23 protein-coding genes are annotated in these 25,315 nt (G+C 73.6%); 19 read left to right on the plus strand and 4 right to left on the minus strand.

Annotated features, from left to right (window positions below; genetic code table 11):
• The first annotated feature begins 362 nt into the window (after positions 1-362).
• Both ACIBIW_RS22985 and ACIBIW_RS22990 read left to right on the plus strand, forming a co-directional pair.
• On the plus strand, positions 363-1,349 hold the full coding sequence (locus ACIBIW_RS22985) for a helix-turn-helix domain-containing protein (RefSeq protein ID WP_399338841.1): 987 nt from the start codon (positions 363-365) through the stop codon (positions 1,347-1,349).
• 57 nt (positions 1,350-1,406) lie between these two features.
• A complete protein-coding gene (locus tag ACIBIW_RS22990) occupies positions 1,407-1,889 on the plus strand; it encodes a DUF456 domain-containing protein (protein ID WP_399338843.1) in 483 nt (160 codons plus the stop codon).
• A gap of 150 nt (positions 1,890-2,039) precedes the next feature.
• Here ACIBIW_RS22990 and rsgA read toward each other — a convergent pair whose 3' ends face one another.
• Both rsgA and ACIBIW_RS23000 read right to left on the minus strand, forming a co-directional pair.
• The gene (rsgA, locus tag ACIBIW_RS22995) at positions 2,040-3,176 is read right to left on the minus strand and encodes a ribosome small subunit-dependent GTPase A (RefSeq protein WP_399338844.1); all 1,137 of its coding nucleotides are present in this window, start codon (positions 3,174-3,176) and stop codon (positions 2,040-2,042) included.
• Positions 3,177-3,536: 360 nt separating this feature from the next.
• Positions 3,537-4,877, minus strand: a complete 1,341-nt coding sequence (locus ACIBIW_RS23000; protein WP_399338845.1) for a radical SAM protein — start codon at positions 4,875-4,877, stop codon at positions 3,537-3,539.
• A 193-nt stretch (positions 4,878-5,070) separates the two neighbouring features.
• Here ACIBIW_RS23000 and ACIBIW_RS23005 point away from each other — a divergent pair, with 193 nt between their 5' ends.
• The 3 genes from ACIBIW_RS23005 to ACIBIW_RS23015 all read left to right on the plus strand — a co-directional run bounded on the left by ACIBIW_RS23005 (position 5,071) and on the right by ACIBIW_RS23015 (position 10,101).
• On the plus strand, positions 5,071-6,318 hold the full coding sequence (locus tag ACIBIW_RS23005) for an FAD-binding protein (RefSeq protein WP_399338846.1): 1,248 nt from the start codon (positions 5,071-5,073) through the stop codon (positions 6,316-6,318).
• Between the two features lie 216 nt (positions 6,319-6,534).
• Positions 6,535-9,474, plus strand: a complete 2,940-nt coding sequence (locus ACIBIW_RS23010; RefSeq protein ID WP_399338847.1) for a glycoside hydrolase family 2 TIM barrel-domain containing protein — start codon at positions 6,535-6,537, stop codon at positions 9,472-9,474.
• A 201-nt stretch (positions 9,475-9,675) separates the two neighbouring features.
• Positions 9,676-10,101, plus strand: a complete 426-nt coding sequence (locus ACIBIW_RS23015; protein WP_399338848.1) for a VOC family protein — start codon at positions 9,676-9,678, stop codon at positions 10,099-10,101.
• Here ACIBIW_RS23015 and ACIBIW_RS23020 read toward each other — a convergent pair.
• Positions 10,071-10,802, minus strand: coding sequence for a helix-turn-helix domain-containing protein (locus ACIBIW_RS23020; protein ID WP_399338849.1), 732 nt, complete (start codon positions 10,800-10,802; stop codon positions 10,071-10,073). The genes ACIBIW_RS23015 and ACIBIW_RS23020 overlap by 31 nt on opposite strands.
• 24 nt (positions 10,803-10,826) lie before the next feature.
• A complete protein-coding gene (locus tag ACIBIW_RS23025) occupies positions 10,827-12,062 on the minus strand; it encodes a YihY/virulence factor BrkB family protein (protein ID WP_399338851.1) in 1,236 nt (411 codons plus the stop codon).
• Positions 12,063-12,079: 17 nt separating this feature from the next.
• Here ACIBIW_RS23025 and ACIBIW_RS23030 point away from each other — a divergent pair, with 17 nt between their 5' ends.
• The 14 genes from ACIBIW_RS23030 (at position 12,080) to ACIBIW_RS23095 (ending at position 25,309) form a co-directional block, all read left to right on the plus strand.
• Positions 12,080-13,714 (plus strand): acyl-CoA dehydrogenase family protein, encoded by a 1,635-nt coding sequence (locus tag ACIBIW_RS23030; protein ID WP_399338852.1) that lies wholly within the window; start codon positions 12,080-12,082, stop codon positions 13,712-13,714.
• Positions 13,715-14,178: 464 nt separating this feature from the next.
• On the plus strand, positions 14,179-15,456 hold the full coding sequence (locus ACIBIW_RS23035; RefSeq protein WP_399338853.1) for a GAF domain-containing protein: 1,278 nt from the start codon (positions 14,179-14,181) through the stop codon (positions 15,454-15,456).
• A gap of 86 nt (positions 15,457-15,542) precedes the next feature.
• Positions 15,543-16,112, plus strand: a complete 570-nt coding sequence (locus ACIBIW_RS23040; protein WP_399338854.1) for a GNAT family N-acetyltransferase — start codon at positions 15,543-15,545, stop codon at positions 16,110-16,112.
• A gap of 187 nt (positions 16,113-16,299) precedes the next feature.
• Positions 16,300-16,383 carry a putative leader peptide gene (locus ACIBIW_RS23045; RefSeq protein ID WP_399338888.1) on the plus strand — a complete coding sequence of 28 codons (84 nt, stop codon included), beginning with the start codon at positions 16,300-16,302 and terminating at the stop codon, positions 16,381-16,383.
• Positions 16,384-16,551: 168 nt separating this feature from the next.
• Positions 16,552-18,246 (plus strand): nitrite/sulfite reductase, encoded by a 1,695-nt coding sequence (locus tag ACIBIW_RS23050; protein ID WP_399338855.1) that lies wholly within the window; start codon positions 16,552-16,554, stop codon positions 18,244-18,246.
• Between the two features lie 28 nt (positions 18,247-18,274).
• Positions 18,275-18,466, plus strand: a complete 192-nt coding sequence (locus ACIBIW_RS23055) for a hypothetical protein (RefSeq protein WP_399338856.1) — start codon at positions 18,275-18,277, stop codon at positions 18,464-18,466.
• Complete coding sequence (locus ACIBIW_RS23060; protein WP_399338857.1) at positions 18,463-19,176, plus strand: phosphoadenylyl-sulfate reductase; 714 nt, start codon at positions 18,463-18,465, stop codon at positions 19,174-19,176. The genes ACIBIW_RS23055 and ACIBIW_RS23060 overlap by 4 nt, the downstream gene beginning before the upstream one ends.
• A gap of 59 nt (positions 19,177-19,235) precedes the next feature.
• The gene (gene cysC / locus ACIBIW_RS23065) at positions 19,236-19,769 is read left to right on the plus strand and encodes an adenylyl-sulfate kinase (protein ID WP_399338858.1); all 534 of its coding nucleotides are present in this window, start codon (positions 19,236-19,238) and stop codon (positions 19,767-19,769) included.
• Positions 19,766-20,701, plus strand: coding sequence for a sulfate adenylyltransferase subunit CysD (gene cysD, locus ACIBIW_RS23070; RefSeq protein WP_399338859.1), 936 nt, complete (start codon positions 19,766-19,768; stop codon positions 20,699-20,701). The genes cysC and cysD overlap by 4 nt, the downstream gene beginning before the upstream one ends.
• Positions 20,702-20,703: 2 nt before the next feature.
• Positions 20,704-22,041, plus strand: coding sequence for a sulfate adenylyltransferase subunit 1 (locus ACIBIW_RS23075; protein WP_399338860.1), 1,338 nt, complete (start codon positions 20,704-20,706; stop codon positions 22,039-22,041).
• A 2-nt stretch (positions 22,042-22,043) separates the two neighbouring features.
• Positions 22,044-22,178 carry a hypothetical protein gene (locus ACIBIW_RS23080; protein WP_399338861.1) on the plus strand — a complete coding sequence of 45 codons (135 nt, stop codon included), beginning with the start codon at positions 22,044-22,046 and terminating at the stop codon, positions 22,176-22,178.
• A gap of 199 nt (positions 22,179-22,377) precedes the next feature.
• On the plus strand, positions 22,378-23,487 hold the full coding sequence (locus tag ACIBIW_RS23085; RefSeq protein ID WP_399338862.1) for an ABC transporter substrate-binding protein: 1,110 nt from the start codon (positions 22,378-22,380) through the stop codon (positions 23,485-23,487).
• A gap of 54 nt (positions 23,488-23,541) precedes the next feature.
• Entirely contained in the window at positions 23,542-24,330 is a 789-nt protein-coding gene (locus tag ACIBIW_RS23090; RefSeq protein WP_399338863.1) for an ABC transporter ATP-binding protein, read from the plus strand.
• Positions 24,317-25,309 carry an ABC transporter permease gene (locus tag ACIBIW_RS23095; RefSeq protein WP_399338864.1) on the plus strand — a complete coding sequence of 331 codons (993 nt, stop codon included), beginning with the start codon at positions 24,317-24,319 and terminating at the stop codon, positions 25,307-25,309. The genes ACIBIW_RS23090 and ACIBIW_RS23095 overlap by 14 nt, the downstream gene beginning before the upstream one ends.
• Positions 25,310-25,315: the final 6 nt, after the last annotated feature.

Raw genomic sequence — 25,315 nt, forward strand, 5'->3', positions numbered from 1 at the left:
ACCGGATCACAAGCCGTGGCAATACGCCGCGATGCCACTGTGCACGTCCTGCGGCCATGGTGCACCGCCGCAGCGGCGGCGGCACCGGCCGAGAGCCTGCCGCTTCCATTCTGGTGGAGATCCCCCGTGGACGTCCACGCGGGCCACAGGGAGGGAAGCGGACCGGCCGGTTCAGCGCCGCCCGCGCAGCACGTGCACCCGGCGCCGCCTTGCCGTGACCACGGGTGGTGCGGGGATGATGTGACCGGGGCGGGTTCGCGCCGCGGCTCCCCGGCGGCACCTGGGCTCGCGAGCCCACCATGGTCCGGACGAGAGGCCCTGGCGGCGCCGCACGACGGATTCTCGGGGAGGGACGTCGCCGGATGCTCGGTGCGATAGGTCTGGACGAGGTACACGAATCGGCGTACCGCGCCCTGGTGACGGTCGGCGCGGCCGACGTACGGGATCTCGCGCGGCGGCTGACGCTCGGCGAGTACGACACGGAGCGCGCGCTGCGCCGCCTTGAGCACCAGGGCCTCGCCGCTCGCTCCTCGGACCGCCCGGAGCGCTGGGTGGCCGCGCCGCCCCGGGTGGCGCTGGGCGCGCTGCTCACCAAGCAGCGGCACGACCTCGAACAGGCCGAGATGACCGCGGCCGTGCTCGCCGAGGAGTACCGCAGCAGGGCGGCGGAGCCCACCCCGCAGGAGCCGGTGGAGGTGGTCACGGGGGCGCGCGCGGTGGACCAGCGGCTGCTTCAGTTGCGGCGGGGCGCGGCCCACGAGGTCTGCGCGCTGGTCACGGGGCGCCCCCCGATGGCGGCGGCGCTGGGAAGTCCGGTACGGGAGACCGCGGGGGCGCCGGGCGCGGCGGGGGCCGGCTGGCGGGTGGTGGTGGAGCGGGCGGCGCTGGCCTCCCCCGCGGAGTCCTGGGGGCCTGCCGGGTCCTGGCGGGTGCGGGTCGCGGACGCGCTGCCCGCCGATCTGGTGGTGGCGGACGGCGCGCTCGCGATGGTGCCGCTCGGCGCGCCGGGCGGCGGCCCCGCGGCGCTCGTGGTGCACGCGGGCGGGCTGCTCGCCACGCTCACCGCGCTCTTCGAGGCCGTGTGGCGCCAGGCGCTGCCGCTGCGCCTCGGCGCGGGCGGCGAGCCCGGGGCCCTGCGCCCCGCCGGTCCGGACGGCACCGACCTGGCGATCCTCTCGCTGCTGCTCGCGGGCCTGACCGACGCGAGCGTCGCCAAGCAGCTCGACCTGGGGCTGCGGACCGTGCAGCGTCGGGTGAAGCACCTGATGGACCTCGCCGGGGTCACGACCAGGCTCCAGCTCGGCTGGCACGCGTACGAGCGCGGCTGGATCGCACGCGACGGCGCCTGAGGCCGCCCGGGGGCCGCCCCGACTGCGGGGCGGCGCCGGGTGGGGCACGCTGGTCAGATGGGAGTGCCGGACCTCCTGCTGGTCGGGGTGGTGCTGCTGCTGGGCCTGACGGGAGTGCTCGTACCGGGCGTGCCGGGCGCATGGCTCGTGTGGGCGGCGGTGGCCTGGTGGGCCCTCCAGGAGCCCAGGGGCGTCGCCTGGGGCCTGCTGGGCGGCGCGACGGTGCTGCTGCTCGCGGCGCAGGCGGTGCGCTGGCAGCTCCCCTCGCGGCGGCTGCGCGACGGGGCGCTCGACAGACGGCTCTCGGTGAGCGCGGGTCTCGGGACCCTGGTGGGTTTCTGTGTGCCGCCGCTGGTCGGGGCGCCGTTCGGGTTCATGGGCGGGATCTACGTCGCGGAGCGGCTGCGGCTCGGCGGGCACGGGCAGGCGGTCGCCGCGGTGCGCGCGGCGATGCGTGCGGGCGGCTGGGGCGTCTTCGCCGAGCTGTTCTCCTGTCTGCTGGTCGCCGCGGCCTGGCTCGGCGTGGTGATCGCGGGGTGAGCCCCGCCGCTCCCCCGGGGTGAGCCCGCCGCCCCCGGGGGTGACCGGCGTGTTCCGCCTCGCCATGAACACCACAGAAATTTGGCGCAATCCCCTCGCCCCTGAGGGCGGGGCGAGGGGTCGCACGGCGCGCCGCGGGGGCGCGCCGGCTCAGCGCAGGCGCCCCCGCTTGGCGGCCTGGGCCGCGCGGCCCTGGGCGCCGCGTGACTTCCACTCCCTGCGCAGCTCGGCCCTGACCCGGGCGTCGGTCTTGGCGACGATGTACTGGTTCTCCCTGAGCAGCTTGCGGTAGCTGTCCAGGCGGCGCTGCGGCAGCGTCCCGTCCGCCGCGGCCGCCAGTACGGCGCAGTCGGGCTCCGCGATGTGTGCGCAGTCCTGGAAGCGGCAGCGCTCCGCCAGCTCCTCGATCTCCGCGAAGACCTGGCCCACGCCGCCCTCCGCGTCCCAGAGGCCGACGCCGCGCAGCCCCGGGGTGTCGATCAGGACGCCGCCGCCGGGCAGCACGAGCAGGTTGCGGGTGGTCGTGGTGTGCCGGCCCTTGCCGTCCACGTCCCGTACCACGTGGACCTCCATGGCGTCCTCGCCGTGGAGCGCGTTCGCGAGGGTGGACTTCCCCGCGCCCGACTGCCCGATGAGAACGCTGGTGCCGCCCGCGGCGATCGCGGCGAGGACGTCGGTGCCCTCCCCCAGGGCGGCGCTGACGGTGAGCACGCTCACCCCCGGCGCCGCGCCCTCCACGTCCTCGACGAGATGGGCGAGGGTGGCGGGCTCGGGTACGAGGTCGGACTTGGTCAGCGCCACGACGGGCGCGGCCCCCGACTCCCAGGCCAGGGTGAGGAAGCGCTCGACCCTGCCGAGGTCGAGTTCGGCGGCGAGCGAGACGCACACGATGACGTGGTCGACGTTGGCCGCGAGGATCTGGCCCTCGGAGCGCTTGGACGAGGTGGAGCGCACCATGGCGGTGCGCCTCGGCAGCAGGGTGCGGACGTAGCGGGGGTCGCCGCCGGGGTCCACGGCGCACCAGTCGCCGGTGCACACGACCCGCATCGGGTCGCGCGGGACGACGAACTCGGTGTCGGCGCGTACGGTGCCCGTGGCGGTGACCACGTCGCACTGGCCGCGGTCGACGCGCAGCACCCGGCCGGGGAGCAGCCCCTGCCCGGCGTGCGGGGCGAACGCGGCGGCCCACTCCTCGTCCCAGCCGTAGGGGACGAGCGGTGCGGTGTCGCCGGGCGTACCGGCGGGGTGTGGCGGGGTGGTGAAGTCAGCGGAAGCCGAGGAAGACAAGGGTGACCCTTCGGGAAGGGTGGCCCCCGGGCGCCCGCGCGAGCGGCGCGGGCGTGGCTGCGGGACTACGGGCCTGCGGGACTGCCGCAGGGGCACCGGAGAGGGCGTGGGACGCCGCGCGCGGCGGCGTCAGCCGGGGACCACGGGAGAGTTGACGGAACGTGGCGTGCGGATGCGGGCAGCACCCAGTGCGGTGACAGCCATCGGTCAACACCTCCCTGATCGCTCACGGCCGCAGTCGCTCCCGGCCTCACGGTCTCCGTACGGTCGCACACTCCCCGCGGCGCCGCCAGCGGTTTTCCCTGCCCCCTGCGGCGGGGGCGGCGGCGTGTGCCCGCCGCCCCGCCGTCCGGCGGGCGCTCACCCCGCGGCGGCGGCCGTCTCGCTCTCCTGCGCGGGCAGGCTGTCCATGAAGGAGCTGACCGAGAAGACCGCGTTGCCAGGTCCCGGGGGGCCGTATCCGGGCGGGGACGAGAGGCCGTACTCGTCCATGGTGTCGCGGTAGGCCCGCAGCAGCCTGATGTGGTATTCGAGCGGCGCGCCACCGGGGTTGGTCCTGCCGAGCGGGGTCGTGGGCTCGGGGCACCAGGTGGTGAAGCGGGGGGTGATGCCCTTCGACATGAAGAACCGCAGCCCCTCGGTGGTGGAGGCGATCGCCTCGTCCACGGTGGTGAAGCCGTGCGGGGCGGCCATCTCGACGCCCGCGACGAAGTTGGGGATGACGTTGCGCGGCCCGAAGACGTCGGCGGAGTCGAGGATGCGGCGGTGCCACTCGTCGCGGCCGACGTAGCGCTCCTTGCCGGGGCAGTACAGCTCGAACAGGCGGCGGTCCCACACCTCGAAGTTGGGGTGGTAGATCTGCACGCCGTAGTCCTTGAAGCGCTGGACGTCGGCCTTGGGGAGCGCCTGGGCGACGACCTTGCCGATCCAGCGTCCCGGGAAGCGCTCCTCGATGGCCTGGGCGTACTGGCCGTAGAACTCGGCCTCGTCCTTGCCGCCGATGTGGGAGGTGATGGCGCCGCCGGTGAGGGTGTAGGCGGTGGACGCCTTCGCGGTGTCGTACCTGTCGATGATCTCCAGCGCCTCCAGCACCTCCTCGACCGGCTTGACCCCGGTGTAGGGGCGGCCCGCGGCCTTGTGCTGGCGCCAGTTGTGGTTGATGTCGCAGTACTGGCACTCCTCCTTGGCGCCGAAGTACTGGCAGACCCGGAAGACCGTCAGGTAGATCAGGTAGCCCCACTGGATGGTGGGCGCCACCTCCATCACGGACTTGCCGCCCGCGAGCGAGTGCCGGTAGTAGTCGGGCATCGGGGGGACGCCGACGTCGGAGATGCGGCGGCCGTCGAGGTAGAGCCCGAGCATGCCGTCGTCGCCCGCCGCGACCCGGTAGGGCGAGTTGGGGTTCACCCGCACCGACACCACGGTCCTGCGCAGGTCGTAGGGGCCGCCGGTGAGGACGATCTCCTCCGGGGGGCGGCGCAGCGCGGCCTCGCCGAGTTCCGGCAGGGTGCCGTGGTCGAAGGAGAAGATGAAGTACGACTTCGGTTTGACCTCGCCGCTCTCGTTGTCGCTCAGCGCCGACCTGTCGAAGGCCATGCCGCCGCGCAGCAGGTCCTCCTTGATCACGGCTTCCCTCGGCACTCCAGGGAACCGCTCCATCAGCTCCTCGACCAGCGCCGTACGGCTGCCGGTGGTGCTCATCGCTTCTCCTCGCTGTCGGGGCTGTCGGACACGACCCGGTCCACCCCCTCACGGTATGCCCACCGGCGCCCGGCACCCGCGCGGCCCCGCGCGCGCCCCGCGGCCCCGCGGGCCCCGCCGCGGGCACGGCACCCAGGTCGTGGGCGCGCGGCGGGGTGGCGGATGATGGGGGCGTTCCTAGGAAAGGGTGCGCATGGGCGGGAGTGGTGACCGGCGTAACTGGGCCGGAAACGTGGTGTTCTCCGCGGCCGGGTCGGCCGCGCCCGGGTCCCTCGACGAGCTGCGGGCGGTACTGCGCGGGGCGCGGCGGGTGCGGGTGCTCGGCAGCGGGCACTCGTTCAACCGGATCGCGGACACCGACGGCGTGCTGGTGTCCCTGACCGGGCTGCCGCCCGCCGTCGAGGTGGACACGGCGGCGCGCACAGTGCGGGTGTCGGGCGGGGTGCGGTACGCGGAGCTGGCAAGGCGGGTGCACGAGCACGGGCTCGCGCTGCACAACATGGCGTCGCTGCCGCACATCTCGGTGGCGGGCTCGGTGGCCACCGGCACCCATGGCTCGGGGAACGGCAACGCCTCGCTCTCCGCGGCGGTGCGTGCCGTGGAACTCGTCACCGCCGACGGCTCCGAGGTGACGCTGCGCCGCGGCGACCCGCGCTTCGACGGCGCGGTGGTGTCGCTCGGCGCGCTCGGCGTGGTGACGGCGCTCACCCTCGACCTGGAGCCCGCGTACGAGGTGCGGCAGACCGTGTTCACCGGTCTCGCGCTCGCCGACCTCGACTTCGACGCGGTGACCTCGGCCGCGTACAGCGTGAGCATGTTCACCGACTGGCGCGAGCCGCGCTTCCGGCAGGTGTGGCTCAAGCAGCGGGCGGGCGAACGCGAGCCGTTCTTCCCCTGGGCCCCCGCGGCGACGGAGCCCTGCCACCCGGTGCCGGGCATGCCCGCGGAGAACTGCACCCCGCAGCTCGGCTCCGTGGGCCCCTGGCACGAGCGTCTTCCGCACTTCAGGGCCGAGTTCACCCCGAGCAGCGGCGCCGAGTTGCAGTCGGAGTTCCTGCTGCCGCGGGGCGAGGCGGGGCGCGCGCTGTCGGAGCTTGCGGCGGTGCGGGAGCGGATAGCCCCCGTGCTCCAGATCTGCGAGGTGCGCACGGTCGCGGCGGACGGGCAGTGGCTGAGCCCCGCGTACGGCAGGGACACCGTGGCGCTGCACTTCACCTGGGTGCCGGACACCGAGGCGGTGCTGCCCGCGGTGGCGCTGCTGGAAGAGCGCCTCGACCCGCTGGGCGCGCGGCCGCACTGGGGCAAGGTGTTCACCAGGGACGCGGCCGAGCTGGGCGAACGCTACCCGCGTCTCGGTGACTTCGCGGCGCTGGCGAAGGAGATGGACCCGGGGGGCCTGTTCCGCAACGCGTTCGTGGAGCGCGTCCTGTCCGGGGCCTGAGCGCGCCGGGCGGAGCCAGGCCACGGCCGGGGCGGAGCCCGGCACGGCGTGCGGCGGAGCCCGGCGCGGCCCGCGGCGTGCGCCCTGTGGGGTGTCCGCCGCCACGTCCCATTGAGTCTTGCGGCCCAGCACAGAACAATAGTGAACAACACCACACAACACTCAACAGCCGCCGAGACTCGCTGGAACGCCGACAGCAAGGACGTGTGACCGCCCATGACCGTCTCCGCCACGCCCACCTCCCCGGCGGCAGAAACCGCCCCGCGGCCCGCCCCCGACCGCGACTCCGTCCCCCGCCACGAGGACTTCTCCCCCGGCACCGGCGCCCTGCCGCCGCGCTCCTGGTACCCGGGCTCCGACGCGCCACGGCTCCCCCTCGACGGCGCCTGGCGCTTCCGCCTCGCGGACCGCGCCGACGCGCACGACACCGCCTTCGCCGACCCCGGCCACGACGCCTCGGGGTGGGACGAGATCGCCGTGCCAGGGCACTGGGTCCTCCAGGGCGACGGCGCGTACGGCAGGCCCGCGTACACCAACGTCGACTACCCCTTCCCCGTGGACCCGCCGCACGTCCCCGACGAGAACCCGACCGGCGACCACCTCAGGGTCTTCGACCTGCCCGCCGACTGGCCCGCGGGCGGCGAGACGGTGCTGCGCTTCGAGGGCGTGGAGTCCTGCGCGCTGGTGTGGCTGAACGGCACCCCGCTCGGCGAGTTCAAGGGGTCGCGGCTGCCGCACGAGTTCGCGGTCGGCGGCCTGCTGCGCCCCGAGGGCAATGTGCTCGCGGTACGGGTGCACCAGTGGTCGTCGGGCTCGTACCTGGAGGACCAGGACCAGTGGTGGCTGCCCGGGATCTTCCGCGAGGTCGGGCTGCACCACCGCCCGGACGGCGCCGCGGCCGACTTTTTCGTGCACGCCGGCTACGACCACCGCGACGGCACCGGCACCCTGCGCGTCGACTCGACGGTGCCGGGCGCCCGGGTGCTGGTGCCGGGGCTCGGCCTCGACATCGCCGCGGGCGAGTCGGTCACCGTGCCGGTGCGGCCGTGGACCGCGGAGACCCCGGACCTCTACGACGGCGAACTCGTCACCCCGGGCGAGCGGGTGCCGCTGCGTCTGGGCTTTCGCACCGTCGCCGTCGAGGGCGGCCTGCTGCGGGTCAACGGCCGCCGCATCCTGCTGCGCGGCGTCAACCGGCACGAGTTCCACCCCGAGACCGGCAGGACCCTGGACGCCGCCACCATGCGCGCGGACCTGCTGCTGATGAAGCGTCACAACATCAACGCCGTCAGGACCTCCCACTACCCGCCGCACCCCGCCTTCCTGGCGCTCTGCGACGAACTCGGCCTCTGGGTCGTCGACGAGTGCGACGTGGAGACCCACGGCTTCGGCCGCGACGGCTGGGCGCGCAACCCCGTCGACGACCCCCGCTTCACCCCCGCCCTGCTCGACCGGGCCGAGCGCATGGTGGAGCGCGACAAGAACCACCCCTCCGTCATCCTCTGGTCGCTCGGCAACGAGGCGGGCACCGGGCGCGGCCTCACCGCCATGGCCCGCTGGATGCGCGAGCGCGACCCGGGCCGCCCGCTGCACTACGAGGGCGACAGGAGCTGCGCCGACACCGACGTCTACTCGCGGATGTACCCCTCGCACGCCGAGGTCGAGCTGATCGGCCGCCGCGAGGACGAGGGCCCCGAGCGGCGCGCCACGCTGCCGTTCGTCATGTGCGAGTACGGCCACGCCATGGGCAACGGACCCGGCGGACTGACCGAGTACCAGCGGCTGTTCGAGACGTACGAGCGCTGCCAGGGCGGCTTCGTCTGGGAATGGATCGACCACGGCATCGCCCACCCCGGCCTCGGCTACGCGTACGGCGGCGACTTCGGGGAGGAGCTGCACGACGGCAACTTCGTCTGCGACGGGCTGCTCTTCCCCGACCGCACCCCCTCCCCCGGGCTCACCGAGTTCAAGAAGGTGATCGAGCCGGTACGGATCACCCCCGAGGGCCCGGGCCGCGCCCGGGTGGCCAACCTCCACGACTTCGCCGACCTCGGGCACCTCGTCCTCGACTGCGTCCACGAGTCGGAGGCGGGCGAGACGCCCGGCGGGCCGCTGACGGTGCCGCCGCTCGGCCCCGGCGACAGCGCCGTCGTCACCCTGCCCCCGGTCCCCGCGGGCGCCGGGGGCGAGGGCTCCTGGACGGTGTACGCGCGGGTGGCGAAGGCGGACTGGGCCGAGCCGGGGCACGTGGTGGCCTGGGGCCAGGTCCCCACCGCCGCGCGCCGGGTGCCCGCGCCCGCGCGGGGCGCCGCGCCCGTCGTCGAGGCGGACCTGATCACCCTGGGCCCGGCGGCTTTCGACCGGACGGGGCGCCTTGTGGCGCTGTGCGGCACCCCGGCCGAGGGGCCGCTGCTCGACGTGTGGCGGGCGCCCACCGACAACGACGGCGGCCTGCCGGAGAAGGCCGCGGGCGGGGTCGCCGCGCAGTGGCGGCACATGGGCCTGCACCGGGCACACCACCGCGTCGACCGGGTCTCCGTCCTCGACGACGCGCTGGTGGTACGGGCCCGGGTGGCACCGGCGGCCGTACAGCGCGGCCTCGCGGTCGTCTACCGGTGGACCGCGGACGGCGGCCGGACCACACTCACCGTGGACGTGACGCCCGAGGGCGAGTGGAAGCTGCCGCTGCCCAGGCTCGGGGTGCGGCTCGGTCTTCCGGCCGCGCTGGTGCGCGTCGAGTGGTTCGGCGGCGGCCCGGGCGAGGCGTATCCCGACACCCGCGCCGCCGCCCGGCTGGCCCGGCACGGGGCGGCGGTGTCGGAGCTGCACACGCCCTATGTGCGGCCGCAGGAGAACGGGGCGCGCGCGTCGGTGCGCTGGGCCGAGGTGACCGGCGCCGACGGCGGCGGGCTGCGGATCGAGGGCGAGCCGGCGTTCTGGCTGACCGCGCGCCGCTGGACCACCGAGCACCTGGAGGCCGCGAGGCACAGGACCGACCTGGTGGCGGGCGACACCCTCTGGCTCCACCTCGACCACCGCCACCACGGCATCGGCACCGCGTCCTGCGGCCCCGGCGTGCTCCCGCAGCACCGCTTCGACGCGGGTCCCGCCAGGTTCGCCTGCACCTTCTCCGCGGTGCGGGGGGCGACGGGGTAGGGCGCACGGGTCCTGGGAGGGGCCGTACGGGACCGGGCGCGAGGCCGTCGTGCCGGGCCGGGTGCGCCGGGCTGTCCGGGGGCCGTCGTACGGATAATCGGGCGACATATGTCCGATATCCGGGCGACGGCGACCCGGTCGCGGCGGATTTAGTCCGTTTCGTTCAATACGAAACGGCTTCGGGTTCGTACGCTGCACGCCATGAACAATCCCGATCTTTCTCCCACGCCCCGCCTCGGCCAGATCGGGGTGGTGGTCACCGACATGGCCGCCGCCCTCGCCTTCTACCGGCTGCTCGGGCTCGCATTCCCGCCGGGCTCCGAGCAGTTGCCGCACGCGGAGGCACCGCTGCCCGGCGGTCTCAGGTTCGCGCTCGACACCGAGGTCACGGTCCGCTCCTTCCACTCCGGGTGGCAGCCGCCCGCCGGGTCCTCGCGGGTGTCGGCGGCGTTCCTGTGCGGCACGCCCGCGGACGTGGACCGGGTGTACGGGGAGCTGACCGCCGCGGGCCACCGGAGCGCGCACGAGCCCTGGGACGCGGTGTGGGGGCAGCGGTACGCGATCGTGCTCGACCCCGACGGGAACGGGGTGGACCTCTACGCGCCGCTGCCCGACGCGGGGGTGTGAGCACCCGGCACCAGCACCGAGAACCGACACCCCGTCAGATCCCGTGCCTCACGGGCGAGATGGGGCTGGTCGGCGTAGCCGGCCCGGGCCGCGGCGAGCGCCGTGGGCAGACCGCCGCGGGCCAACGCCAGGGCGCGTTGCAGCCGCAGCACCCGGGCGAGTGTCTTGGGCCCGTAGCCGAAGGCGGTGAGTGAGCGGCGGTGCAGCAGCCGCGCCCCGAGCCCGGCCGCGTCCGCCACGGCGCCGACCGTGAGCCCCGCCGCCAGGTCCCGTACCACCCCCGCGACCAGCGGATCGGCGGGCGGGGCCGCGGCCGCCCAGGCGCGGGCCACGCGCTCCAGGGCGGCGCCCGGGTCGGGCGCGGCGGCGACGGCCGCTGTCAGCCGCCGCACCTCGGCGGCGGGGCGCAGCTCCTCCAACGGCACACGGTGGTCGCGCAGTTCGTGGGCGGGCACCCCCAGCAGGCGGGGCGCGGTGCCCGGGTGGAAGCGGACACCGGTGTGCCGCGAGTGCCCCGGCGCGGCGCCGTCGTCGGGGCGGAAGGCGTGGGTGTCGGGGCCCGCGATGCTCAGCCGGCCGCCGCTCCACAGCAGGTCCATACAGCCGTCGGGCAGCACGAGGGGTGTCCCGCCAGGACCCGGCGGGGCGCTGCGGGTCCACACCGTGGCGTCCGGCAGGGCCGCGGGGCGTTCGCTGTACACGAGGTGCAGGGTACGCCTGGCCGCTCAGGAGGGGCCCGGACCCGGGCCCGGCTCGTCCTCGGACTCCTGGGCGCCGGGGTGCAGGAGGCCGCCACCGACCTTGCGGACCTGGGTGCGCAGCCGCGTCGTCAGATCCTCGGGGGGCAGGAAGTTGGACCAGCGCTCGGGGAACTCCGAGGGCATGCTGCCGGGGTCACCGAGGTCCTCCTCCTCGTCGAAGTCGTCGACGTCGGTGTCGACGTCGTCGGAGTCGCCGAGCTGGGCCCTGCGGGCCGCCGCCCACGCCGTGTACTGGGCGGCCTGCGCGGTGCGGACGCGCTCCTGGGCGGCGCGGGCCGCGGCCGTCGCGTCGGACGGCCACACCCGGTCGAGTGCGGCGTTGACGGCGGCGCCCACCAGCACCGCGAACGCCGAGACACCGATCCACAGCAGCACCGCGACCGGCGCCGCGAGCGACCCGTAGATGGTGGGCCCCTCCACGGTGCTCGTCAGGTAGATCCGCAGCAGCACGCTCCCGATCACCCACATCGCCAGGGCGACGAAGGCGCCGGGGGTGTCCTCTATCCAGGGCGAGCGCACCGGCACCGACACGTGGTAGAGCGTCGTCAGGAACGCGATACTGAGGCTGATCACCACCGGCCAGTACAGCACCTGGACCACGGTGGCCGACCACGGCAGCACCTTGAGCACCGCGTCGGGCCCCGCGACCATCAGCGGCAGCGCCACCGAGCCGATCAACAGGCCGACCACGAACAGCAGGAACGACAGCAGCCTGGTCTTGACGATGCCCCGGGCGCCGTCGAGCCCGTACATCACGGTGATGGTGTCGATGAAGACGTTCACCGCGCGCGAGCCCGACCAGAGCGCGAAGACGAAGCCGATGGAGATGACGTCGGGCCTGCCGCCCTTCATCACGTCGCTCAGGATGGGCTGGGCGATCTCCTTGACACCCTGGTCGGACAGGACCGTGCGGGAGGTGTCGAGGATGTTGTTCTCCAGGCCCGCGATGCTGTCGGCCCCCGTCCAGGCGTCGACGTACCCGAGCAGCCCGATCAGGCTCAGCAGCAGCGGTGGGACCGAGAGCAGCGTGAAGAAGGCCGCCTCGGCGGCGAGACCCAGAATCCGGTACTCCATACAGGAGTTGACCGTGTCCTTCAGCAGCAGCCAGGCGGTCCTGCGCTTCGACATGTTCCGGTAGAGGGCACGCGCGCGACGCAGCCGCCCCGCTGGGCGTCCGGGTGTTTCGTTTGCCTGGTGCACCTCCTTACCGTATCGGCATGGCACCGACCACCCACACAGTGACCAACCAGCCTCCACCCCTGGTCGGATATGACGTCTTTGTGTCCGACCGGGCCCTCACCGAGGGCGTGGCACGACACCTCGACGCGTCCCTGACGGACACCGCGATCGCCGAACTCACCGCTCTGGGCAGGGCCGCGGGGTCCGAACAGGTCCAGCGGTGGGGAGCGGACGCCAACGCGAACCCTCCGATACTGCACACCCACGACCGCTACGGGCACAGAGTCGACGAGGTGGAGTTCCATCCCGCCTGGCACCGGCTGCTGGGCAAGGGGGTGGGCGCCGGGCTCACCGCCGCCTGGGCGCGCCCCGGCGGCCATGTCAGGCGGGCCGCGGCGACGGTGGTGTGGACCCAGGTGGACGCCGGCAACAACTGCCCGCTGTCGATGACCCACGCCGCGGTGCCCGCACTCCGCTCCGACCCGGCGCTCGCCGCCGAGTGGGAGCCGCGCCTTGCCGCCACCGTGTACGACCCGGGGCTCAGGCCCGCGGGCGACAAGGCGGGGGTGCTCTTCGGGATGGGCATGACGGAGAAGCAGGGCGGCAGCGACGTACGCGCCAACACCACCAGGGCGGTGGCGCTCACCCCGGGCGGCGAGTACCGGCTGACGGGGCACAAGTGGTTCTGCTCGGCGCCGATGTCGGACGCCTTCCTCGTCCTCGCGCAGGCCGCCGACGGGCTCACCTGCTTCCTGGTGCCGCGGGTGCTCGACGACGGCTCCCGCAACGTGTTCGCGATCCAGCGCCTCAAGGACAAGCTCGGCAACAGGTCGAACGCGTCGGCCGAGGTCGAGTTCGACGACACCTGGGCGCGCCGGGTCGGCGACGAGGGCCGTGGGGTGGCCACCATCATCGGGATGGTCGCGGCGACCCGGCTCGACTGCGCGCTGGGCTCGGCCGGGCTGATGCGGCAGGCGGTGGCGCAGGCCACCCACCACTGCGCCCACCGGGAGGCGTTCGGCGGGCTGCTCACGGACAAGCCGCTGATGCGCAACGTGCTGGCGGATCTGGCCCTGGAGTCGGAGGCGGCGACGACGCTCGCGCTGCGGCTCGCCGCCGCCTACGACACCGACGACGAGGGCGAGCGCGACCTGCTCAGGCTCGCGGTGCCCGCCGCCAAGTACTGGGTGACCAAGCGGTGCACCCCGGTGGTGGCGGAGGCCCTGGAGTGCCTGGGCGGCAACGGCTACGTGGAGGAGTCGGGGATGCCCCGGCTGCTGCGGGAGTCGCCGCTGAACTCGGTGTGGGAGGGCTCGGGCAACGTACAGGCGCTCGACGTGCTGCGGGCGCTCGGCGGCTCCACGCGGGCCCTCGACGCCTATCTGCGGGAGGTGGGGCTCTCCAGGGGAGCCGACCGCAGGCTCGACAAGGCGGCAGGGGAACTGCTGGCCGACCTCGCCGACCTGGAGGGCGCGGAGGGCCGGGCCAGGTGGCTCACGGAGCGGCTGGCACTGGTCCTCCAGGGCTCGCTGCTGGTGCGGTTCGCGCCGCCCGAGGTCGCCGACGCGTTCTGCGCCTCACGCCTCGGCGGGGAGCACGGCGGCGCCTTCGGCACCCTGCCGAGGACGGTGGCGACCAGGGCGCTGGTGGAGCGGGCGAGGCCGCTGCTCTGAGGGCGGCCCCGGCCTGTCGCGCCGTACCCGCGCGGGGGGGTCGGCGGCGCGCGAGGGCCGCGGCGGGGACAAGGGTGCACCCGGCGGCCGGAGCGGGCCTGCCGGTCTGCGGGGCGTGGGCCCACTGCCGAGGCGGCCGGGGAGTCCAGGGAGGGAGGTGCGGGAGGTGCGGGGGATGCGGCGGGCCGTGGCCGCCGGGTGCGGGACACGGGGGTGGTACTGCGCCGACACGGCACCACCCCCGTAGTCAAGCCCCGCGTACGGAGCATGAACGCCGCCTTGCGGCGACACCTGTCCACTCTTGTGTGTGCTACTCCGATTGGCCAGAGTTGCAGGGGGTTGCAACCCCGTGCCGGGCCTGGGTCGTACGACACGGCCTGCGCACTTCCCGCGTACCGCCGTCCCTCGGCGGGGCGCGGCAGGCCGACAGCGGGCCCCGGCGGCGGGCACGCGGGGGAGGACATGTGGGGCAGGGACCGGGAATCGATCTGACCCGGGTCGCGGCGGGCGAGGTCGTGCAGGCCACCCGGCAGCTCGTGGAGGCGCGGGCCGCGGCGCTCGCCGGGCGGCGGCCGAGGCGGCGCCCGCGCCCCGTGATAGGCGAGTCCTGGCTGCGGATGATCAGACGGGGCGTCGACCCCGAGGAGGGCAGCCCCGCCGCGCCGCTCGGCGCCGACGCCCTGGAGCCGCTGCGGCACCACGCCAGGATCGGCGCCGTACTGCCGCTGCTGCGCGAGCGCCTGGTGCCGGTGGCCGAGGCCGCCGACCACATCATGGTGGTGTGCGACCCGCAGGGCCGGGTGCTGTGGCGCGAGGGCAGCACCCCGGTGCTGCGGCGGGCCGACGGGATCAGCCTGATGCCGGGCGCCGACTGGCGCGAGGGCGAGGCGGGCACCAACGGGATCGGCACCGCGCTGGTGGTGCGCAGACCGGTCCAGGTGACGTCGGCCGAGCACTTCGTCAGCCGGCACCACCCCTGGACCTGCGCCGGAGCACCGATAACGGACCCCAGGGACGGGCGGCTGCTCGGGGTGGTGGACCTCAGCGGGCCGCTCGGCAGCCTGCATCCGGCGATGCCGGCGCTGGTGGGCTCGGTGGCGAAGCTGGCCGAGGCATGGCTGCGTGAGCGGCACGCTGCGGCGCTCGACCGGCTGCGGGCGACCGGCACCCCGCTGCTCTCGCGGGCAGGCGGACGGGCCCTGGTGGTGGACGCGCAGGGCTGGACGGCCGCGGTCAGCGGCATGGCGCCGATCGACAGGCTGGCGCTGCCGACGTCGTTCGGCGCGGGCACCAGGCGGCTGCCCGCGCTCGGCGCGTGCGCGGTGGAGCCGCTGCCCGGCGGCTGGCTGATCAGGCTGGAGACGGGGGACACGCCCGCCGTCACCCGGGTCACGCTCGACGTCTCGGGCGCCAGGCGCTGGTGGATCACCGTGGCGGGCGAGGCGGGCGACTGGACCCACGAACTGAGCCCGCGCCACGCGGAGCTGCTGTACCTGCTGGCCGCGAGGCCCGCGGGCCGCACCGCGTCGGAGCTGGCCGCCGAGGTCTTCGGGGCGCCGGAGCGCACGGTGACGGTGCGCGCGGAGCTGTCCCGGGTCCGCCGCTACCTGGGCGGGGTGCTGGAACACCGGCCGTACCGCTTCCGGGAGGACGTGGAGGTGGCGGTGGTGGCGCCGCGGTGGCCCGCGGAGCTGCTGCCGCACTCGGTGGCGCCCACCGTGCTGCGGGCGCGCTGCGGGTAGCCGGGGCGCGTGGCCCCACGGGCGGCGCGGCGACGTGGGCGAGAGGCGGTCTCGGGCGGTCGGCAGGCGTGTGATGGGGTGGGCGGGTGAGCGTTCTCGTCACCACCTGGTACCTCCAGCAGTCGTCCGCGGCAGAACTGCGGCCCGCGGCCGCCCCCGGGCGGCCGGTCGAGATCGCCAGGTCCGGGGTCCCGCTGCCCGAGTTCAGCCGCTTCCTCTACACGGCCGTGGGTGGCGACGTCCGGTGGACCGACCGCCTCGCGTGGCCGTACGAGCGCTGGGCGAGCCACCTCGGCAGGCCGGGCGTCGAGACCTGGGTGGCGTACGAGGACGGCACCCCCGCGGGGTTCGTGGAGCTGGCGGCCGGGCCCGAAGGCGCGGTCGAGATCGTCTGCTTCGGGCTGCTGCCCGCGTTCCGCGGCCGGGGCGTCGGCGGCCGTCTGCTGCACGAGGGCGCCGCGCGGGCCTGGGACCTCGGCGGGCGCTGGCCCGGGCTCGGCCCCACCCGCCGGGTCTGGCTGCACACATGCAGCAAGGACGGCCCGTACGCACTGGACAACTACCGGCGGCGCGGCTTCACCGTGTACGACACCGTCCAGGAGCGGGAGCCCGAGACCGCGAACCCAGGCCCCTGGCCCGGCGCCCGACGGCCCTGAGCCGCCCGGCCCTTCCCACGGGCCCTTCCCACGGGCCCTCCCCCGGGCGTCCCGTGGCGGTTTCATGAACCCGCCATCCGCCCGCCACACGCGTGACACACCTCACGCATATCATTATCCGAGACAACTATGTCCACATCTCGGATAATGGTGGACTCTCCCAAGACCGCCGTGACACGCTTCGTTCATGTCACGAGCTGGAATCGCCCTGGTGTGTCGGCGGCACGTCGATCTCGTCCGCACCTCCAGCGCCATCTGTCCGGCGGGCTGACAGTCTCAGCACCGCAGGACATCGAGGTTCCCCCGCTCTTTCTCCCCCCTCTTTTCTGACTTTTCCGTCCCGGTTCGCGCAGTGCCGCGCGGCCTGGGCCACCGCTGCCTGCCCATGCCCGTACGCAGGTCACAGCCGCTCCCGCTCGCATCCGAAGGACGTTTCACGATGGCCGCCTCTCCGCAGAAGCCTGCCGCCACGCCCCGGCGCAAAGTGAGCCGCCACCGGGGAGAGGGCCAGTGGGCCCTGGGACACTTCACCCCGCTCAACGGCAACGAGCAGTTCAAGAAGGACGACGACAGTCTCAATGTCCGGACACGGATTGAGACGATCTACTCCAAGGCCGGATTCGACGCGATCGACCCCAACGACCTGCGTGGCCGGATGCGCTGGTGGGGCCTGTACACCCAGCGCGCCCCCGGCATCGAGGGCGGCAAGCACGCCGTGCTCGAACCGCAGGAGATGGACGACAAGTACTTCATGATGCGGGTCCGCATCGACGGCGGCCGGCTCACGACCCGCCAGCTCCGGGTGATCGGGGAGGTGTCCGCCGAGTTCGCCCGCGGCACCGCCGACATCACCGACCGGCAGAACATCCAGCTCCACTGGATTCGTATCGAGGACGTGCCCGAGATCTGGCGGCGGCTCGAAGGCGTCGGCCTGTCCACCACCGAGGCGTGCGGCGACAGCCCCCGTGTGATGCTCGGCTCCCCCGTGGCGGGCATCGCCGAGGACGAGGTCATCGACGGCACGCCCGCGCTCGACGAGATCCACCGCAGGGTCATCGGGAACCCCGAGTACTCCAATCTGCCGCGCAAGTTCAAGACCGCGATCTCCGGCTCCCCGCTGCTCGACGTGGCGCACGAGATCAACGACATCGCGTTCGTCGGCGTGCGCCACCCCGAGTACGGCCCCGGCTTCGACCTCTGGGTCGGCGGCGGCCTGTCCACCAACCCGAAGATCGGGCAGCGGCTCGGCGCCTGGGTCCCGCTCGACGAGGTGCCCGACGTCTTCGAGGGCGTCATCTCGATCTTCCGCGACTACGGCTACCGCAGGCTGCGCACCAGGGCCCGGTTGAAGTTCCTGCTGGCCGACTGGGGCGTGGCGAAGTTCCGCCAGGTGCTGGAGGACGAGTACCTGCGGCGCCGGCTGCTCGACGGGCCCGCGCCCGAGCAGCCGGTGGAGCGCTGGCGCGACCACGTCGGCGTGCACCGCCAGCGCGACGGCCGCTACTACGTGGGCTTCGCCCCGCGCGTCGGGCGCGTGGACGGCACCCTCCTCAGCAAGGTCGCCGAGCTGGCCGAGGCGCACGGCTCGGGGCGGGTGCGCACCACCGTCGAGCAGAAGATGATCGTGCTCGACGTCGAGGAGGACCGCGTCGAGTCGCTCTCCTCAGGGCTTGAGGCGCTGGGCCTGAGCGTGCGCCCCTCCGCGTTCCGGCGCGGCACCATGGCCTGCACCGGCATCGAGTTCTGCAAGCTCGCCATCGTCGAGACCAAGGCGCGCGGTGCCCGCCTCATCGACGAACTGGAGCAGCGGCTCCCCGACTTCGACGAGCCGATCACCATCAACGTCAACGGCTGCCCCAACGCCTGCGCCCGTATCCAGGTCGCCGACATCGGACTCAAGGGCCAGCTCATGCTGGACGAGAACGGCGAGCAGGTGGACGGCTACCAGGTCCACCTCGGCGGCGCCCTCGGCCTCGACCCCGCCTTCGGGCGCAAGGTCCGCGGCCTCAAGGTGACCTCGGAGCAGCTTCCCGACTACGTGGAGCGGGTGCTGCGCCGCTATCTCGACGGGCGCGCCACGGGCGAGCGGTTCGCCACCTGGGCCGCACGCGCCGACGAGGAGGCCCTGAAGTGACCGGCGGGCCCGGGCGGGGAGGCCGGTCATGAGCGAGCGCGCCGCGCCCTTCTACTGCCCCTTCTGCGGCGAGGAGGACCTCCGCCCCTCGGAGGAGTCGCCGCGCGCATGGGAGTGCGGAGGCTGCAACAGGGCTTTCCAGGTGACGTTCCTCGGGCTGCTGGCCCGGGGACTTCGGGGCCGTACCGGCCAGGAGGCCGGGGAAGGAGACCGGGCATGAGCGCCGTCGCGGCTCGGGAACGCACACCGGAAGAACTCAGGGACCTCGCCCGCAGCGCGGGCCGTGAGCTGGAGGACGCCTCGGCGCAGGACATCCTGGGCTGGGCGGCCGAAACGTTTGGGCACCGCTTCTGTGTCACCTCGTCCATGGAGGACGCCGTGGTGGCGCACCTCGCGTCCCGCGCCATGCCGGGCGTCGACGTGGTGTTCCTCGACACCGGCTACCACTTTCCCGAGACCATCGGCACCCGCGACGCCGTGGACGCGGTGATGGACGTCAACGTGGTCACCCTCACCCCGCGGCGGACCGTCGCCGAGCAGGACGCCGAGTTCGGCCCGAAACTCCACGACCGTGATCCGGACCTGTGCTGCGCGATGCGGAAGGTCGCCCCCCTGAAGGAGGGACTGGAGGGTTACGACGCGTGGGCGACGGGGTTGCGAAGGGATGAATCTCCGACACGTTCCGAAACGGCGGTCGTCGATTGGGATGAGAATCGGATGAAAGTCAAGATTGCCCCTATTGCCCGCTGGACCCAGGACGACGTGGACGCCTACGTTGCTCAGCACGGCGTCCTCACCAACCCGCTCCTGATGGACGGTTACGGCTCCGTGGGGTGCGCGCCGTGCACCCGCAGGCTACTGGATGGCGAGGACGCGCGTGCGGGCCGCTGGGCGGGCCGCGCCAAGACCGAGTGCGGGCTGCACCTGTGAGTCGGCCGGCGGGGGAAGACACGAGCGGCCACAGTCCGCCCGAATCCGAGGAGAGACACGTGACGGGAGCCACCATCTGGCTCACGGGGCTGACCAGCGCGGGCAAGACCACCATCGCATCGGAACTCGCCGCCCGCCTGCGGAAGGAGGGACACAGGGTCGAGGTGCTCGACGGGGACGAGATCCGCCAGTTCCTCTCCGCGGGACTCGGCTTCAGCCGCGCCGACCGCGACACCAATGTGCAGCGCATCGGCTTCGTCGCCGAACTGCTCGCGCGCCACGGCGTGTTGGTGCTCGTCCCGGTCATCGCGCCGTACGCCGACAGCAGGGCCGCCGTGCGCAAACGGCACGCGAACGAGGGCACCCCGTACCTGGAGGTGCACGTCGCCACGCCGGTCGAAATCTGCTCGGAGCGCGATGTGAAGGGCCTGTACGCCAAGCAGGCGGCCGGCGAGATCGCCGGGCTCACGGGCGTCGACGACCCCTACGAGGCACCGGAATCGCCCGACCTTCGCATCGAGTCACAGCACCAGAGCGTCGGGGAATCCGCCGCGGGACTGCGCGCACTGCTCGCCGAGAGGGGCCTGGCATGACCGCAGAAGCGACGCCCGAGGGGGACGCCGACACCCCCTACGCGCTGAGCCATCTGGACGCGCTCGAGTCCGAGGCCGTGCACATCTTCCGTGAGGTGGCCGGGGAGTTCGAGCGCCCGGTGATCCTGTTCTCCGGCGGCAAGGACTCCATCCTCATGCTGCACCTGGCGCTGAAGGCGTTCGCGCCCGCGCCGGTGCCGTTCGTCCTGCTGCACGTGGACACCGGGCACAACTTCCCCGAGGTGCTCGACTTCCGCGACCGTACCGTCGCCGAGCACGGGCTGCGGCTGCACGTCGCCTCCGTGCAGGAGTACATCGACGCGGGCACCCTGCGCGAACGGCCCGACGGCACCCGCAACCCGCTCCAGACGGTGCCGCTGACCGAGGCCATCCAGCGCCACCGCTTCGACGCCGTCTTCGGCGGCGGGCGGCGCGACGAGGAGAAGGCGCGCGCCAAGGAGCGGGTGTTCAGCCTCCGCGACGAGTTCTCGCAGTGGGACCCGCGCCGCCAGCGCCCCGAGCTGTGGCAGCTCTACAACGGCCGCCACGCGCCCGGCGAGCACGTCAGGGTCTTCCCGCTGTCCAACTGGACCGAGCTGGACGTGTGGCAGTACATCGCCCGCGAGGACGTCGCGCTGCCGCAGATCTACTTCGCCCACGAGCGCGAGGTGTTCCGCAGGGCCGGCATGTGGCTGACCGCGGGGGACTGGGGCGGCCCGCGCGCCGGGGAGCCCGTGGAGAAGCGGAGGGTGCGCTACCGCACGGTCGGGGACATGTCCTGCACCGGCGCCGTGGACTCCGACGCGGCCACCCTCGACGCGGTCATCGCCGAGATCGCCGCGTCCCGGCTGACCGAGCGCGGCGCGACCCGGGCCGACGACAAGCTGTCGGAGGCCGCCATGGAGGACCGCAAGCGCGAGGGGTACTTCTAGCCATGAGCGGCACCATCGACCAGCTCGCCGGGCTCTCGGCGACGACCCTGCTGCGGTTCGCCACCGCGGGCTCCGTCGACGACGGCAAGTCCACCCTGGTGGGCCGGCTGCTGCACGACTCCAAGTCCGTCCTCACCGACCAGCTCGAAGCCGTGGAGCGCGCCTCCGCGGGGCGCGGGCAGGACGCGCCCGACCTGGCGCTGCTCACCGACGGGCTGCGCGCCGAGCGGGAGCAGGGCATCACCATCGACGTGGCGTACCGCTACTTCGCCACGCCGCGGCGGCGGTTCATCCTGGCCGACACCCCGGGGCATGTGCAGTACACCCGGAACATGGTCACCGGCGCCTCCACCGCGGAGCTGACCGTGATCCTCGTCGACGCGCGCAACGGCGTCGTCGAGCAGACCCGCAGGCACGCCGCCATCGCCGCGCTGCTGCGGGTGCCGCACGTGGCGCTCGCGGTCAACAAGATGGACCTGGTGGGCTACCGGGAACCCGTGTTCGCCGCGATCTCCGAGGAGTTCACCGCGTACGCCCGCGAGTTGGGCGTGCCCGAGGTCACCACCATCCCGATCTCCGCGCTCGCGGGCGACAACGTCGTGGAGCCCTCGGCGCACATGGACTGGTACGGCGGCCCCACCGTGCTCGAACACCTGGAGAGCGTCCCGGTCAGCCACGACCTGGCCACCTGCCACGCCCGGCTGCCCGTCCAATATGTGATACGGCCGCAGAGCGCGGAGCACCCCGACTACCGGGGCTACGCGGGCCAGATCGCCGCGGGCACCTTCCGCGTCGGCGAGGACGTCACCGTGCTGCCGTCGGGCCGCAGCTCCACGGTGGCCGGGCTCGAACTGCTGGGCACCCCGGTCGACGTGGCGTGGACGCCGCAGTCGGTGACCGTGCTGCTCGCGGACGACCTCGACGTCTCACGGGGCGACCTGATCGTGCCGAGCGCCGACGCGCCTGCCACCACCCAGGACGTCACGGCCACCGTCTGCCATGTCGCGGACCGGCCGCTCACGGTCGGCCAGCGGGTGCTGCTCAAGCACACCACCCGTACCGTGAAGGCGCTCGTCAAGGAGATCCCGTCCCGTCTGACGCTGGACGACCTGTCCCAGCATCCGGACCCCGGGCGGCTCGTCGCCAACGACATCGGGCGGGTGCGGGTGCGCACCGCGGAGCCGCTGGCCCTCGACCCCTACGAGGACTCACGGCGCACCGGCTCCTTCCTGCTGATCGACCCGGCGGACGGCACCACGCTCACCGCGGGGATGGTCGGCGAGGCGTTCGGCGGTCACCGGGCGACACCGGCCGCCGCCGACGAGGGCTGGGACTTCTGACGATGGGCAGGGGCGACTGGCACACCGCAGGGGCGTCGGGCATCGACGCCTGGGCCACCTTCGCCAAGGAGGGCGGCCGGATCGGCAGCGGCAGGCTCGGCAGCGGGCAGGGCGGGGTGGCGCGATGTGTGCGCTGACCGCGGCACACCCGCTCACACCGTTTCCCGCACCCCCCGGGGCACGGCCCGCCGCGCCCCCGCGCGGGGCGGCCACCGCCCGCTCCCGGCGCCCGGCCCTCACCGGCCGGGCCGCCGCGCCACCAAGACCCGCCGCTGTGCCGGCCGCCCCCGCTGACCGGGGCCCCTGAGAGCCGGACCGACGAGAGGACCGCCTCCCGTGCCCGCCTTCACCTCCCGCCGCGCCCTCGCGGCGCTCGCCGCACTGCCCCTGCTCGCCCTCACGGCCACCGCCTGCGGCTACGGGTCCGACTCCGACGACGACAAGAACGACAAGGCCCAGGTGCAGGACGGCGCCAAGAAGCTCTCCGCGGACACCGTGCGGATCGGCTACTTCCCGAACCTGACCCACGCCACCGCACTCGTCGGCGACCAGCAGGGCCTTTTCCAGAAGGAGCTGGGCGGCACCAAGGCGTCCTACAACCAGTTCAACGCGGGGCCCTCCGAGATCGAGGCGCTGAACTCCGGCTCCATCGACATCGGCTGGATCGGCCCCTCCCCCGCCGTCAACGGCTTCAGCGCCTCCGCGGGCAAGGACCTGCGGATCGTCTCGGGCTCCGCGTCGGGCGGCGTCGACCTGGTGGTCAACCCGAAGAAGATCAAGTCCGTCAAGGACGTCAAGGGCAAGAAGATCGCCACGCCCCAGCTCGGCAACACCCAGGACGTGGCCTTCCTCAACTGGATATCCGAGCAGGGCTGGAAGGTCGACGCGCAGAGCGGCAAGGGCGACGTCTCCGTCGTCCGCACCGACAACAAGATCACCCCGGACGCCTACAGGTCGGGCTCCATCGACGGCGCCTGGGTCCCGGAGCCCACCGCGTCCAAGCTGGTCTCGGAAGGCGCGAAGGTGCTCCTCGACGAGTCCACGCTCTGGCCCGACAAGAAGTTCGTGATCACCAACGTGGTGGTCTCGCAGAAGTTCCTCAAGGCGCACCCCGACGTGGTCGCCGCGGTGCTGCGCGGCTCGGTGAAGTCCAACGCCTTCATCAACGACCACCCCGACGAGGCCAAGAAGGCCGCCAACGCCAAGCTCAAGGAGCTGTCGGGCAAGGCGCTGCCCGCGGAGCAGATCGACCCGGCGTGGAAGTCGATCCGCTTCCTCGACGACCCGCTGGCGGACACCCTCAGCGCCCAGGCCGACCACGCCGTCAAGGCGGGCCTGCTGGAGAAGCCGCTGCTCAAGGGGATCTACGACCTGGGGCCGCTGAACAAGGTACTCAAGGCGTCGGGCAAGGCCCCGGTGAGCGCCGCGGGCCTCGGCTCCGAGTAGCCGACGCCGCCGAACGCCCCCATCCCGCCCCTCGTTTCCAGGAGGAGACCGACCGTGGCAACCACCTACGCCAAGGCCCCTGACGCCGCCGAGGCGATGGACCACGCGGCGCGGATCGAGCACGTCTCGAAGTCGTTCCCGGCCCCCGGCGGCCGCCAGCTGGTCCTGGACGACATCAGCCTCGACGTCGCGCCCGGCGAGTTCGTCACCCTGCTCGGCGCCTCGGGCTGCGGCAAGTCGACGCTGCTGAACCTCGTCGCCGGCCTCGACGCGCCGAGCGAGGGCACCATCGCCACCCGCGGCAGGCCCGCGCTCATGTTCCAGGAGCACGCGCTGTTCCCCTGGCTGACCGCGGGCAAGAACATCGAACTCGCCCTGAAACTGCGCGGGATGGCGAAGCCGGAGCGCCGCGGCAGGGCCGAGGAGCTGCTCGGGCTCGTGCGGCTCAAGGGGGCGCACGGCAAGCGGGTGCACGAGCTGTCCGGCGGGATGCGGCAGCGGGTGGCGCTGGCCCGCGCGCTCGCCCAGGACAGCAGGCTGCTGCTGATGGACGAGCCGTTCGCCGCGCTCGACGCCATCACCCGGGACGTCCTCCACGACGAGCTGACCAGGATCTGGAGCGAGACGGGCCTGTCGGTCCTCTTCGTCACGCACAACGTCCGCGAGGCGGTACGGCTCGCCCAGCGCGTCGTCCTCATGTCGTCGCGGCCCGGGCGGGTGGCGCGGCAGTGGGACGTCGGCATCGCGCAGCCGCGCCGTATCGAGGACAGCGCGGTCTCCGAACTGTCCGCCGAGATCACCGAACATCTGCGTGGGGAGATCCGCCGCCATGGCCAGCACTGAGACCGGCACGGACCACCCGGAGCGCAAACGCCCGGCCGCGGAGACGGCCGGGACAGGCGGGACGGCGAAGACGGAGGCGGGCGCCGAGACCGCGGCGGCCCCCGCGAGGAGCGCCGACTCCGCCGCCGACCTCGCGGGCCTCGAAGCGGGCCTAGACGCCCTGGAGACCGGGCACTCCGGGCGGCCGCCGCTGCGCGAGACCCTGCTGCGCAAGGTGCTGCCGCCGGTCGTCTCGGTCGTCCTCGTGCTGGTCGTCTGGCAGGTCCTGGTGTGGGCGAAGGTCACGGACAGCTACAAGCTGCCCTCGCCCTCGGCGGTGTGGGACGAGGTCGGGGACGCCTGGCTCCAGGGCACCCTGCTCGGCTACATCTGGACCAGCGTCTCGCGCGGCCTGCTCGGCTTCCTGCTCGCCCTGGTGATCGGCACCCCGCTCGGCCTGCTGGTGGCCAGGGTGCGGTTCGTGCGCGCCGGGATAGGGCCCGTGCTGTCGGGGCTCCAGTCGCTGCCCTCGGTGGCGTGGGTGCCGCCCGCAGTGATCTGGCTCGGCCTCAACGACTCCATGATGTACGCGGTGATCCTGCTCGGCGCCGTGCCGTCCATCGCCAACGGCCTGGTGTCGGGCGTGGACCAGGTGCCGCCGCTGTTCCTGCGCGCCGGGCGCACCCTCGGCGCCACCGGGCTGCGCGGCACCTGGCACATCGTGATGCCCGCGGCGCTGCCCGGCTATCTCGCGGGCCTCAAGCAGGGCTGGGCGTTCTCCTGGCGCTCGCTGATGGCGGCGGAGATCATCGCCCAGTCGCCCGACCTCGGCACGGGCCTCGGCCAACTGCTCGAAGCGGGCCGCACCAACAGCAGCATGGCGCAGGTGTTCCTGGCGATCCTGCTGATCCTGACCGTGGGCATCGCCATCGACCTGCTGATCTTCAGTCCTCTTGAGCGGTGGGTGCTGCGCAGCCGCGGCCTCCTGGTGAAGAGCTGAACCGGC

This window comes from Streptomyces sp. NPDC050560, assembly GCF_044457285.1.
In the GTDB taxonomy this organism is placed as follows: domain Bacteria; phylum Actinomycetota; class Actinomycetes; order Streptomycetales; family Streptomycetaceae; genus Streptomyces.

What these genes read in the sequence shown, in the direction of transcription:
- ACIBIW_RS22985 (WP_399338841.1), top strand. Translation starts at nt 363, where the DNA reads ATGCTCGGTGCGATAGGTCTGGACGAGGTACACGAATCGGCGTACCGC.
- ACIBIW_RS22990 (WP_399338843.1), top strand. Translation starts at nt 1,407, where the DNA reads ATGGGAGTGCCGGACCTCCTGCTGGTCGGGGTGGTGCTGCTGCTGGGC.
- ACIBIW_RS23000 (WP_399338845.1), bottom strand. Translation starts at nt 4,877, where the DNA reads ATGAGCACCACCGGCAGCCGTACGGCGCTGGTCGAGGAGCTGATGGAG.
- ACIBIW_RS23005 (WP_399338846.1), top strand. Translation starts at nt 5,071, where the DNA reads ATGGGCGGGAGTGGTGACCGGCGTAACTGGGCCGGAAACGTGGTGTTC.
- ACIBIW_RS23010 (WP_399338847.1), top strand. Translation starts at nt 6,535, where the DNA reads ATGACCGTCTCCGCCACGCCCACCTCCCCGGCGGCAGAAACCGCCCCG.
- ACIBIW_RS23015 (WP_399338848.1), top strand. Translation starts at nt 9,676, where the DNA reads ATGAACAATCCCGATCTTTCTCCCACGCCCCGCCTCGGCCAGATCGGG.
- ACIBIW_RS23030 (WP_399338852.1), top strand. Translation starts at nt 12,080, where the DNA reads ATGGCACCGACCACCCACACAGTGACCAACCAGCCTCCACCCCTGGTC.
- ACIBIW_RS23045 (WP_399338888.1), top strand. Translation starts at nt 16,300, where the DNA reads ATGTCACGAGCTGGAATCGCCCTGGTGTGTCGGCGGCACGTCGATCTC.
- ACIBIW_RS23050 (WP_399338855.1), top strand. Translation starts at nt 16,552, where the DNA reads ATGGCCGCCTCTCCGCAGAAGCCTGCCGCCACGCCCCGGCGCAAAGTG.
- ACIBIW_RS23055 (WP_399338856.1), top strand. Translation starts at nt 18,275, where the DNA reads ATGAGCGAGCGCGCCGCGCCCTTCTACTGCCCCTTCTGCGGCGAGGAG.
- ACIBIW_RS23060 (WP_399338857.1), top strand. Translation starts at nt 18,463, where the DNA reads ATGAGCGCCGTCGCGGCTCGGGAACGCACACCGGAAGAACTCAGGGAC.
- cysD (WP_399338859.1), top strand. Translation starts at nt 19,766, where the DNA reads ATGACCGCAGAAGCGACGCCCGAGGGGGACGCCGACACCCCCTACGCG.
- ACIBIW_RS23075 (WP_399338860.1), top strand. Translation starts at nt 20,704, where the DNA reads ATGAGCGGCACCATCGACCAGCTCGCCGGGCTCTCGGCGACGACCCTG.
- ACIBIW_RS23080 (WP_399338861.1), top strand. Translation starts at nt 22,044, where the DNA reads ATGGGCAGGGGCGACTGGCACACCGCAGGGGCGTCGGGCATCGACGCC.
- ACIBIW_RS23095 (WP_399338864.1), top strand. Translation starts at nt 24,317, where the DNA reads ATGGCCAGCACTGAGACCGGCACGGACCACCCGGAGCGCAAACGCCCG.